Below are 11,370 nucleotides of genomic sequence, written 5' to 3'. Positions count from 1 at the left end.
GTAACACGCACTGGAGGCCCGAACCCACGAACGTTGAAAAGTTCGGGGATGAGGTGGGGGTAGCGGAGAAATTCCAATCGAACTCGGAGATAGCTGGTTCTCCCCGAAATAGCTTTAGGGCTAGCCTCGGAAGAAAAGAGTCGTGGAGGTAGAGCACTGATTGGGTGCGGGGCCCGCCAAGGGTTACCAAGCTCAGTCAAACTCCGAATGCCATGGACTCATATCCGGGAGTCAGACAGTGAGTGCTAAGATCCATTGTCAAAAGGGAAACAGCCCAGACCATCAGCTAAGGTCCCCAAGTGTGTGTTAAGTGGGAAAGGATGTGGAGTTGCACAGACAACCAGGATGTTGGCTTAGAAGCAGCCACCATTTAAAGAGTGCGTAATAGCTCACTGGTCGAGTGACTCTGCGCCGAAAATGTAACGGGGCTAAACACACCACCGAAGCTATGGCTTGATATGAATGTATCAGGGGTAGGGGAGCGTTGTATGTAGGTTGAAGGTGTACCGTAAGGAGCGCTGGACAGCATACAAGTGAGAATGCCGGTATGAGTAACGAAAAGATCAGTGAGAATCTGATCCGCCGAAAGCCTAAGGGTTCCTGAGGAAGGTTCGTCCGCTCAGGGTAAGTCGGGACCTAAGGCGAGGCCGAAAGGCGTAGTCGAAGGACAACAGGTGGAAATTCCTGTACCACCGTAAACCGTTATGAGCGATGGGGTGACGCAGCAGGGTAGTGACGCGGACTGATGGATGTCCGTCCAAGCAGTGAGGCTGGTGTGTAGGCAAATCCGCACACTTTAAGGCTGGGCTGTGATGGGGAGTGAAAATTACAGTAGCGAAGGTCATGATCTCACACTGCCAAGAAAAGCCTCTAGCCAGGTGAAGGTGCCCGTACCGTAAACCGACACAGGTGGGCGAGAAGAGAATTCTAAGGCGCGCGGAAGAACTCTCGTTAAGGAACTCGGCAAAATGACCCCGTAACTTCGGGAGAAGGGGTGCCTCGGTAGGGTGAATAGCCCGAGGGGGCCGCAGTGAAAAGGCCCAAGCGACTGTTTAGCAAAAACACAGGTCTGTGCGAAGCCGCAAGGCGAAGTATACGGGCTGACGCCTGCCCGGTGCTGGAAGGTTAAGGGGAGCGGTTAGGAGTAATCCGAAGCTGTGAACCGAAGCCCCAGTAAACGGCGGCCGTAACTATAACGGTCCTAAGGTAGCGAAATTCCTTGTCAGGTAAATTCTGACCCGCACGAATGGCGTAACGACTTGGGCGCTGTCTCAACGAGAGATCCGGTGAAATTTTAATACCTGTGAAGATGCAGGTTACCCGCGACAAGACGGAAAGACCCCATGGAGCTTTACTGCAGCTTGATATTGGACTTTGATACGATTTGTACAGGATAGGTGGGAGCCTAGGAAGCCGGAGCGCCAGCTTCGGTGGAGGCGACGTTGGGATACCACCCTGATCGTATCGGAGTTCTAACCTGGTACCGTAATCCGGTGCGGGGACAGTGTCAGGTGGGCAGTTTGACTGGGGCGGTCGCCTCCTAAAGAGTAACGGAGGCGCCCCAAGGTTCCCTCAGAATGGTTGGAAATCATTCGAAGAGTGCAAAGGCAAAAGGGAGCTTGACTGCGAGACTGACAAGTCGAGCAGGGACGAAAGTCGGGCTTAGTGATCCGGTGGTACCGCATGGAAGGGCCATCGCTCAACGGATAAAAGCTACCCTGGGGATAACAGGCTTATCTCCCCCAAGAGTCCACATCGACGGGGAGGTTTGGCACCTCGATGTCGGCTCATCGCATCCTGGGGCTGAAGTAGGTCCCAAGGGTTGGGCTGTTCGCCCATTAAAGCGGTACGCGAGCTGGGTTCAGAACGTCGTGAGACAGTTCGGTCCCTATCTGTCGTGGGCGTAGGAAATTTGAGAGGAGCTGTCCTTAGTACGAGAGGACCGGGATGGACGCACCGCTGGTGCACCAGTTGTTCCGCCAGGAGCACAGCTGGGTAGCTAAGTGCGGAAGGGATAAGCGCTGAAAGCATCTAAGCGTGAAGCCCCCCTCAAGATGAGATTTCCCAATTAGTAAGACCCCTTGAAGACGACGAGGTAGATAGGCTGGGGGTAGAAGTGCAGCAATGCATGGAGCTGACCAGTACTAATCGGTCGAGGGCTTATCCTAAAATGTACCCTAACAACTGAGTAGGGATAAAGCGCAATGAAGTTTCGTATCCAGTTTTCAGGTGATCAAACATCTGAACAATTGTGGGTTGATATCAAGGTTTGATATTTACTCGCAGGCTGTTTTTGAAGGTGGGTTATTTTCCTTGATGAATTTCAGGGAGTGATAGCGACCGGAAAAAACCTGTTTGGTGGCGATAGCGGAGGGGTTCCACACGTACCCATCCCGAACACGACCGTTAAGCCCTCCAGCGCCGATGGTACTTGGACCGCAGGGTCCTGGGAGAGTAGGACGCCGCCAAGCAAACTTAATATTATTCCCTGATAGCTCAGTTGGTAGAGCACTCGACTGTTAATCGAGTTGTCACAGGTTCGAGTCCTGTTCGGGGAGCCATTATGGAGAGGTGTCCGAGTTGGCCGAAGGAGCACGATTGGAAATCGTGTAGGCGTCACAAGCGTCTCGAGGGTTCGAATCCCTCTCTCTCCGCCACTATAATATGGCCCGTTGGTCAAGCGGTTAAGACACCTCCCTTTCACGGAGGTAACAGGGGTTCGATTCCCCTACGGGTCATCCCATTTCGGAGGCTTAGCTCAGCTGGGAGAGCATCTGCCTTACAAGCAGAGGGTCGGGGGTTCGAACCCCTCAGCCTCCACCATAATTTTTTACTGACGCGGGGTGGAGCAGTCCGGTAGCTCGTCGGGCTCATAACCCGAAGGCCGCAGGTTCAAATCCTGCCCCCGCAATTGTTTTACTTATTGGCCTGGAACCGTGGTGTAGAGGCCTAACATGCCTGCCTGTCACGCAGGAGATCGCGGGTTCGAATCCCGTCGGTTCCGCCATTTTATTTATGTTAAGAGCCATTAGCTCAGTTGGTAGAGCACCTGACTTTTAATCAGGGTGTCGAAGGTTCGAGTCCTTCATGGCTCACCATTTAACTGTAACAAGTTGAACAAGAAAAAGTTGCGGACGTGGCTCAGCGGTAGAGCATCGCCTTGCCAAGGCGAGGGTCGCGGGTTCGATTCCCGTCGTCCGCTCCATGCGCCCTTAGCTCAGCTGGATAGAGCGTTTGACTACGAATCAAAAGGTCAGGAGTTCGAATCTCTTAGGGCGCGCCATTTTTCTTAATTACACACTTGCCGGTGTGGCGGAATTGGCAGACGCGCGCGACTCAAAATCGTGAGGGAAACCGTGGGGGTTCGAGTCCCTTCACCGGCACCATATCAACGGGACGTAGCTCAGCTTGGTAGAGCACCTGGTTTGGGACCAGGGGGTCGCATGTTCAAATCGTGTCGTCCCGATCTTTGAAGAAGGTTATCGATGTTTTTATCGATAACCTTCTTTTTTTTGCATAAATCGACAGCTCTCCGGTCACAATATAACAAAATTAGCCGGATAGAAGGGGACTGTCGTGAGCATTATTAAGCTTAAAAGATACTTAAGAAGACGATGGAGAAGGTGGAGAAAGGCCATATGGACTTTTGGAGGCTGTGTGGTATTCTTTCTGTTGGCCCTACTGGGGACTCATCTGTCCCGGGAGATGACCTTGCTGATGACGAAAAGTGAGCCGTTAGCGGTAGAAACTCTAGGAGCTTATCAACGCGAAAAGGTGCAGAGCTCAACTGAATTTGAACAACAGCTGATGAAATCTTCACAACCAAGAGTTGTATATATACGCAGAGTCTATATAGGCGGAGAAGAAGAGAACAGGCTCGGGTATCTTAAGCCAGAAGAGATACTGAAGCTCCTATCTGAGCATACAAGCTGGGAAGGACGTATTGACTCGAAGGGAAATGTTTGGTTGGAGGAAGAGGTGCGGGATCTGTCTTCGGATTGCAAGCAGAATGGATATATTGGCTTGGACGAGACGGGGAGGCTCAATTTATACGCAGGGCGTCCTAAGCAGAAAAAGGTTATACAGACTTTCTTCCAATTGGATGTAGGAACCATGATTAGCACACTGCCTAAAGATGTGTATGAACAGCTGCAGTCAGGAATCCGGGTAAGAGATCTTGATGAGTATAACAGTGTGATCTCAACATTTAGTGATTTTGCTGTCGAACCTTTGGAAAGAGTAATGAAACAAAGTAATTAAGTCTATACACAAAATAATGAAAGGGACGCCAATGAGGCGTCTTTTTTGTGCTGTTCTTACGAATACAGCAGATTCTTTCCCTAGAGCACCCTATCTTTTGATATAATGAATTGAATACATATGTTCGCTTTTATTATCATTGTGTATTCCTGGATTATAAATAGATCTCATACGCGGGTTTTAACACAGTTATAGGAGAGATGAGTTTGCGCATATTGGGAATTGACCCCGGAATCGCTATTGTCGGTTTCGGATTTATTGATAAACAAGGCAGTAAGTGTGTACCCGTGCAATACGGCTGTATTCAGACAGAGGCACATACGCCGGAGGCAGAGAGACTTTTGCATGTCTATGAAGGGATGCAGCAGCTGATTGAGAAGTATAAGCCGGATGCTGTAGCTTTTGAAAAATTATTCTTTAATCGAAATGTTACGACGGCTATGCCTGTCAGTCAGGCAAGGGGGGTCCTTGTTCTGGCTGCTGTTCAGAACGGGCTGCCTATTGCAGAATATACGCCAATGCAGATTAAGCAAGCTATTGTAGGCTATGGCAAGGCTGAGAAGCGCCAAGTTCAAGAGATGACCAGGATGTTTCTCAAGCTTCAGAAGATTCCTAAGCCTGATGATGTAGCCGATGCACTTGCTGTGGCTATCTGTCATGCTCATTCTTATACGCTAAATTCCAAGTTAAACGAGGTATTGCGCTCATGATTGACTTTTTGAGAGGAACGGTTGCCCATTTGGAAACCGAATATATCGTGTTAGACGTACAAGGTGTAGGATACCGTGTATTTTGCCCGAATCCCTATGCATTTGCCAAAAGTGAAGGCACAGTAACGGTTTATATTCACCACCACGTTCGGGAAGATGCGATCTTATTGTTTGGCTTTGCAAGCCGGGAAGAACAGAAATTGTTCCGTAAGCTGATTGATGTGAACGGCATTGGTCCGCGGGTAGCTTTAGGCATTCTTGGTGGAGGCACCCCAGACACTGTCGTCTCGGCGATTTACCAGGAGAATATTACATTCCTAACCAAGCTGCCGGGAATTGGCAAGAAGACTGCCCAAAGAATCATTCTAGATTTGAAGGACAAGCTCGATGGTATCGCTACAGGAGCTGTAATGATCCCGTCAGATACAGAGGTTGATCTGTTCAACCTGGGCTCTGAGGGATGGCCTGAAGCGAAGGAAGGGCTTAAGGCGCTTGGTTATACAGATGTGGAGCTGGACAAGGTATGGCACCAACTGAAGGATAACGTAACTCCTGATGAATCGGTGGACTCCGTCATGAAGAAGGCGCTTAAGCTGCTGTATGCCGGTTGAGATCAGGATTTGAACAAAAAGGAGTGAGTACAGATGATGGATGACCGGATCATATCGGCAAATTTAATGATGGAGGATCAGGCGGTTGAGCTTAGCTTGCGGCCCCGCTATTTGGCGGAATATATCGGACAGAATCAAATCAAGGAAAATTTGAAGATATACATCGAAGCCGCGAAGATGCGCAAAGAGGCACTGGATCATGTACTGCTCTATGGCCCGCCGGGCCTCGGAAAGACCACGCTGGCCAACATCATAGCGAACGAGCTAGGAGTAAGCTTGCGGACGACTTCGGGACCGGCGATTGAACGGCCAGGCGACTTGGCGGCCCTGCTGACAAATTTGCAGGAAGGCGATGTGCTCTTCATTGATGAAATCCACCGCTTGCACCGCACCGTAGAAGAGGTGCTTTATCCAGCAATGGAGGACTATGCGCTTGATATTATGATCGGTAAAGGACCAAGCGCGCGTTCCGTAAGACTTGATCTTCCTCCGTTCACATTGATTGGAGCAACGACTCGTGCAGGATTGCTGTCAGCTCCACTGCGCGACCGCTTTGGTGTTGTAAGTCGGCTTGAATTCTATTCCGTTAATGAACTCAGCTACATTGTCTCCAGAGGGGCAGATATTCTCGGGATTGAGATCATCGGGGATGCTGCGGAAGAGGTGGCTCTTCGGTCACGCGGTACCCCGCGGATTGCGAACCGGCTTCTCAAGCGGGTCAGGGATTTTGCCCAAGTTCGGGGAGATGGGATGATTACGCCTGAAATTGCCAAAGAAGCACTGCACATGATTCAGGTCGATTCCATGGGGTTGGATCAAATCGACCATAAAATGCTGCGAGCCATGATTACCAGCTTTCGCGGTGGGCCGGTGGGCCTTGATACTATTGCAGCTACAATTGGAGAAGAGAGCCAGACGATTGAAGATGTTTATGAACCTTACCTCTTGCAAATCGGCTTTATGCAAAGAACGCCCAGAGGAAGAATGGTTACTCCGGCTGCATACCAGCATTTGGGCCTTCCCATGCCGGAACAGCGCTAATTAATTCAACAGATTGAAGAGGATTTGGGATCGTTACTCGTGGAGAGGGGAGAGGGTATCCGTGAATAATAAGAAGATGCGTAAGAGGTTTAAAAGTTGGGCCGGAGGGCTCGCTGCCGGCTTGCTGCTGGTAGGTATGCTACAATGGCCGACCCATGCTGATGCTGCTGCACAGCAGCGGGTCCGAGTAGCTATGTTTTTAGATCTAGGCAGCACTTATAGATCCACTAGTCCAGCAATAACGCTTAAGTCTGCTGGAGAGCTCAGCATTGGACCTAAAGCAGATTCAGGATTTATATCATGGGTTCAGGTGCCTGCGGGCGAAGCTGTTCGATTTAGCGTGGATAGTTACCGCGTAAAAGCCATGGAAACCACAAGCTTTGATACTGCGGCGGCGGCAGCCAAAAAGCTGCAGGCTACAGCACATAAACCTATTGTTTTTGTTGACAAAAGCAGTGCTGGCATTACCTATGAGGTATATACCGGAATGTACGCGAGTGAGGCTTCCGCTCAAGCGGCCGCCACTGCAGTTGCCAAGACCTTATCCGGGCAGCTGGGAACCCAGAAGCCCGAAGTTAGAGGCGGATTGTATTTAGCTGCTGCAACCTCTGTAAGCAAGGCCGATGCGGATGGAATCCGCAGCCAAATTGAAGCCTTGGGATATGATGCCTGGATCGTTATGACCGGTGGGGGGGGCGACAAGCCGTCCTACAACGTATGGGTTGGTGAGGCGTCCAGCAGTACACAGCTGGCAGCTACGAAAAGTGGTCTACAGCAGAAGATGCCACAGCTTCAGTTAACCCCGGTAAATGCGTCCGCACCCGCGTTGATTCTTCGGAGCGACGCGACGAACAACTTGAACAGCCCGGTTGCATTAGATCATTATATGCTCAGTGGAGACAATGCCAAGCTTTGGGTTCAGGGGGACGCGACGAATCCTGCGACCTTGACGGAGCGATCTGCCCGTAAATATCGCGGAGATTTTGAAATTAGCCTAGTGAACGGACAATTAGCTCTGGTCAATGAGCTTCCGCTTGAGCAATATCTGTATTCTGTAGTTGGAGGAGAAGTCTCATCTTCTTGGCCGTTGGAGGCTCTTAAGGCACAGGCCGTGGCAGCCCGCAGCTATGCCTTGTTTCCAAACGAAACCAAGTTTAAAATTGCGGGTCTGGTAGATACAACACTTAGCCAAGTATATTCCGGTGTGAGCACAGAGGCCCCAAGCATCATTCAAGCTGTGGATGAAACGGCCGATGAAGTACTGAAGAGTAACGGTAAATTGATAGAGGGCATCTTTGGCTCAAACAGCGGGGGAATGACTGCAGATCCTTCGGAAGTGTGGAAAAGTGTGAATACGACCTATGCAGCGGTGGAGAGTAAGGAAGATGTGGCGGCCGTCAAAGGATTGAAGAAATGGCTGCATATTCAGCTGGCCAGCGGCCAAACTGGCTATGTCAGAGAAGACAATGCTAAGCTGACAGGCGATGCTACGGCAGCTGGGCTGAAATATATGACTGTAACCGCCAGTAAGACCAATGTGCGGCCGATCCCGATGGTCCAATCCTCGGTGAACCCTGTTGCCACTATGAATCCCGGAGACAAAGCGGTTGTGCTTGAAACGGTGGACGAGTCGAACTCATACTCTTGGATTCGGGGGCCCTATTCTTCTGCCGAGCTGTTAAAGCTGTTAAAAGGGAAGATTACAGGCTCCTTGCCTACTTCCATAACGTCTTTGGAAGTAACAGGGCGCGGCCCATCCGGACGGGCTACAGAAATTCAAGCTAATGGTCAAGTTCTGAGCGTTAAATACCCTGACTTGTTCCGGTCAGCCTTTGGCGGCCTACCAAGCACACGGTTTGATATTGTTGAGACCGGAAGGTATACTGTACAAGGTGCAAATGGTCAAAGAACTCTAGACTCTGGCTCGGGGGCCGTTCTATCTGCTTCAGGGAAGACGACCGTGAGCGGCAATCTGGTCATCATGAATGGTCAGCAGAAGGCTAGAGCTTTGTCGGATGCGAACACCTTTCTATTTGCCGGCCAAGGCAATGGACACGGCATGGGGCTCTCGCAATGGGGAGCTAAAGGAATGGCAGATGCAGGGTATGATTATATTGCGATTTTGCAACACTATTATCAAAATGTAACAATAACAAAGGACTGAAATACAGATGGATGTAGATATTTATGATTTCGAACTGCCTGAGCGCCTAATAGCCCAGACGCCTTTGCCTGAACGAGCTGCTTCCCGTCTTTTAACCTTAAACAAAGAGACAGGGGAAATTCGTCATCATCATTTCAGTGATATTGTAGACTATCTCCAGCCGGGAGATACGTTGGTCTTAAATAACACGAAGGTGCTGCCAGCAAGACTGTTTGGCGTGAAGGAGGACACCGGGGCGAAAGCAGAGGTTCTTCTCCTTAAGAACTTAGAGGGGGATAAGTGGGAGGCCTTGGTTAAGCCGGGCAAGAAGCTGAAGAAAGGCTCGATTATCGTGTTTGGGGACGAGCTTAAGGCGACGATTGAAGAGGAAGGCGAAATGGGTGGGCGCGTTCTTTCATTCAGCTATAAGGGCATCTTCAATGAAATTCTTGATCGATTGGGACAAATGCCTTTGCCTCCCTATATTAAGGAGCAGCTGGAGGATCGGAATCGCTATCAGACCGTATATGCCAAGCATGAAGGTTCAGCAGCTGCACCAACTGCCGGTCTGCATTTTACAGAAGAACTACTGGATGCGATCAAGGCAAAAGGAGTTACTATAGCCTTTGTTACCCTTCATGTAGGACTTGGAACGTTCCGGCCAATGTCTGTGGACAAGGTTGAAGATCATGTGATGCATGAAGAATATTACATTCTTCCGCAAGAGACAGCGGATCTACTTAATGAGACTAAGGCTAGAGGCGGAAGGGTTATTGCTGTGGGTACAACTTCGGCGCGAACCTTGGAGACGGTTGCGGGAAAATGTGATGGAGGCAAGCTGGTGAAGTCCAGCGGATGGACAGGGATTTTTATTTACCCGGGCTATACCTTCAAATTGGTTGATGCATTGATTACGAACTTTCATCTGCCGAAATCGACATTGGTGATGCTGGTTAGTGCGCTTGCCGGAAGAGAACGCATCATGAAAGCTTATCAGGAAGCCATTCAAGAAGAATATCGCTTCTTCAGCTTCGGTGATGCTATGTTTATTTACTAAGTTTAGAGGATGGTTGATTATATTGGCACCTGCGATTACTTATGAGCATATTAAAACCTGCAAGCAATCCGGAGCGCGGCTGGGACGAGTACATACTCCTCACGGCGTTATAGAGACTCCGATTTTTATGCCGGTAGGCACCTTGGCTACCGTAAAGACTATGAGCCCCGAAGAGCTCAAGGAGATGGATGCACGCATCATTCTGAGCAATACTTATCATCTCTTCTTGAGACCTGGGCATGAGATTATCAGAGAAGCCGGCGGTCTTCATAAGTTCATGAATTGGGATCGTGCAATTTTGACGGATAGCGGTGGATTTCAGGTCTTCTCTCTCAGCGAGATGCGTAAGATAAGTGAGGAGGGCGTGCACTTCCGTTCCCACTTAAACGGGGACAAGCTGTTCTTGTCACCGGAAGTTGCCATGGAGATTCAAAACGCATTAGGTTCGGACATCATGATGGCCTTTGATGAGTGTGCACCTTACCCGGCTGATCATCAATATGTGAAGCAGTCTCTTGAGCGGACAACAAGATGGGCGGAACGGTGTCTGAAAAGCCACGCTCGTCCGCAGGATCAGGGCCTCTTTGGCATTGTGCAGGGCGGTATGTATGAAGACCTTCGCAAACAAAGTGCACGGGATTTGACTTCCCTGGATTTTCCGGGGTATGCTATTGGTGGACTGAGTGTAGGTGAACCCAAACACCTCATGTATGAAGTGCTTGATTATACGGTACCATTACTGCCGACGGACAAGCCGCGCTATTTAATGGGCGTGGGTTCGCCGGATGCGCTGATTGAAGGCGCGATCCGCGGCATCGACATGTTCGATTGCGTGCTTCCGACTCGAATTGCACGCAACGGCACGACGATGACGAGCCAAGGAAGACTAGTGGTCCGTAATGCTCAGTATGCCCGGGACTTCGGTCCGCTTGATCCGGAATGTGACTGCTATACTTGCCGGAATTACTCCCGAGCCTATTTGCGTCATCTGATCAAGAGTGATGAGACATTCGGTCTGCGGTTGACAACCTATCATAACCTGCACTTCTTGCTGGATTTGATGCGTAAAGTGCGGGAAGCCATCATGGAGGATAGGCTTCTCGATTTCCGGGATGAGTTCTTCGAGCAGTACGGTCTGTTTGAGAACAACAAGGGGTTTTAAGAAGAATTTTACGGTGGAAAGGAAGGGGGATGTCCAATGCTACAATTTTTTCCTGCGGCAGCGCAAGCGCCTGCTGGTAACTCTTTATTAGGGATTGTCGTACCTTTGGTAATCATGTTTGCAGTGTTTTATTTTCTTCTGATTCGTCCGAATCAGAAGAAACAGAAGACGCGGACGAGCATGCTGAACGCTTTGAAGAAAGGCGACAAGATCGTTACGATTGGCGGGCTTCACGGTACGATTGTAGAGTTAACAGACGATGTAGTTGTGCTTCGTGTGAATGATGTGACGAAGTTGACATTTGATCGTAATGCTATCAGTCACAGCATTAACACAAGCACAGAAACGGCCTAATCGTAAGCAAACCATACTAAAAAGACGAGCCA

Annotated in this window: 8 protein-coding genes, 11 tRNA genes and 2 rRNA genes (1 of these 21 running past the window's edge); all 21 read left to right on the top strand. The window is 49.9% G+C overall.

Annotated features, from left to right (window positions below; genetic code table 11):
- Positions 1 to 2,168: ribosomal RNA gene (locus DCC85_RS16925) — 23S ribosomal RNA — on the top strand; it begins 762 nt to the left of the window's first position.
- Between the two features lie 186 nt (positions 2,169 to 2,354).
- Positions 2,355 to 2,471, top strand: a 5S ribosomal RNA gene (rrf, locus tag DCC85_RS16920).
- Between the two features lie 14 nt (positions 2,472 to 2,485).
- Positions 2,486 to 2,561, top strand: a tRNA-Asn gene (locus DCC85_RS16915).
- A gap of 4 nt (positions 2,562 to 2,565) precedes the next feature.
- A tRNA-Ser gene (locus tag DCC85_RS16910) sits at positions 2,566 to 2,657 on the top strand.
- 9 nt (positions 2,658 to 2,666) lie between these two features.
- Positions 2,667 to 2,738: transfer RNA gene (locus DCC85_RS16905), tRNA-Glu, on the top strand.
- Positions 2,739 to 2,747: 9 nt separating this feature from the next.
- A tRNA-Val gene (locus DCC85_RS16900) sits at positions 2,748 to 2,823 on the top strand.
- 14 nt (positions 2,824 to 2,837) lie between these two features.
- Positions 2,838 to 2,911 (top strand) — tRNA-Met (locus DCC85_RS16895).
- 19 nt (positions 2,912 to 2,930) lie between these two features.
- Positions 2,931 to 3,007: transfer RNA gene (locus tag DCC85_RS16890), tRNA-Asp, on the top strand.
- Between the two features lie 15 nt (positions 3,008 to 3,022).
- Positions 3,023 to 3,098: transfer RNA gene (locus DCC85_RS16885), tRNA-Lys, on the top strand.
- 32 nt (positions 3,099 to 3,130) lie between these two features.
- Positions 3,131 to 3,205: transfer RNA gene (locus tag DCC85_RS16880), tRNA-Gly, on the top strand.
- A 1-nt stretch (position 3,206) separates the two neighbouring features.
- A tRNA-Arg gene (locus DCC85_RS16875) sits at positions 3,207 to 3,283 on the top strand.
- A gap of 20 nt (positions 3,284 to 3,303) precedes the next feature.
- Positions 3,304 to 3,386, top strand: a tRNA-Leu gene (locus DCC85_RS16870).
- Between the two features lie 6 nt (positions 3,387 to 3,392).
- Positions 3,393 to 3,466 (top strand) — tRNA-Pro (locus tag DCC85_RS16865).
- Between the two features lie 110 nt (positions 3,467 to 3,576).
- Positions 3,577 to 4,260, top strand: a complete 684-nt coding sequence (locus DCC85_RS16860) for a BofC C-terminal domain-containing protein (RefSeq protein WP_108466631.1) — start codon at positions 3,577 to 3,579, stop codon at positions 4,258 to 4,260.
- Positions 4,261 to 4,466: 206 nt separating this feature from the next.
- Complete coding sequence (gene ruvC, locus DCC85_RS16855) at positions 4,467 to 4,970, top strand: crossover junction endodeoxyribonuclease RuvC (RefSeq protein ID WP_108466630.1); 504 nt, start codon at positions 4,467 to 4,469, stop codon at positions 4,968 to 4,970.
- Positions 4,967 to 5,581 carry a Holliday junction branch migration protein RuvA gene (gene ruvA, locus DCC85_RS16850; RefSeq protein WP_108466629.1) on the top strand — a complete coding sequence of 205 codons (615 nt, stop codon included), beginning with the start codon at positions 4,967 to 4,969 and terminating at the stop codon, positions 5,579 to 5,581. Before ruvC ends, ruvA begins: the two co-directional genes overlap by 4 nt.
- Positions 5,582 to 5,617: 36 nt before the next feature.
- Positions 5,618 to 6,622, top strand: coding sequence for a Holliday junction branch migration DNA helicase RuvB (ruvB, locus tag DCC85_RS16845; RefSeq protein WP_108467929.1), 1,005 nt, complete (start codon positions 5,618 to 5,620; stop codon positions 6,620 to 6,622).
- Between the two features lie 61 nt (positions 6,623 to 6,683).
- The gene (locus tag DCC85_RS16840) at positions 6,684 to 8,786 is read left to right on the top strand and encodes a SpoIID/LytB domain-containing protein (protein WP_234414214.1); all 2,103 of its coding nucleotides are present in this window, start codon (positions 6,684 to 6,686) and stop codon (positions 8,784 to 8,786) included.
- Positions 8,787 to 8,793: 7 nt separating this feature from the next.
- Positions 8,794 to 9,822: a tRNA preQ1(34) S-adenosylmethionine ribosyltransferase-isomerase QueA gene (gene queA, locus DCC85_RS16835; protein WP_108466628.1), complete on the top strand. Its 1,029-nt coding sequence runs from the start codon at positions 8,794 to 8,796 to the stop codon at positions 9,820 to 9,822.
- Between the two features lie 22 nt (positions 9,823 to 9,844).
- Positions 9,845 to 10,984, top strand: a complete 1,140-nt coding sequence (gene tgt / locus DCC85_RS16830; RefSeq protein ID WP_108466627.1) for a tRNA guanosine(34) transglycosylase Tgt — start codon at positions 9,845 to 9,847, stop codon at positions 10,982 to 10,984.
- Between the two features lie 36 nt (positions 10,985 to 11,020).
- Positions 11,021 to 11,338: a preprotein translocase subunit YajC gene (gene yajC / locus DCC85_RS16825; protein WP_108466626.1), complete on the top strand. Its 318-nt coding sequence runs from the start codon at positions 11,021 to 11,023 to the stop codon at positions 11,336 to 11,338.
- Positions 11,339 to 11,370: the final 32 nt, after the last annotated feature.

The sequence above is a fragment of the Paenibacillus sp. CAA11 genome (assembly GCF_003060825.1).
Taxonomy (GTDB): Bacteria; Bacillota; Bacilli; order Paenibacillales; family Paenibacillaceae; genus Fontibacillus.
Note: the sequence above shows the minus strand (reverse complement) of the source record. Positions and strands in the feature narration are given on the sequence as shown.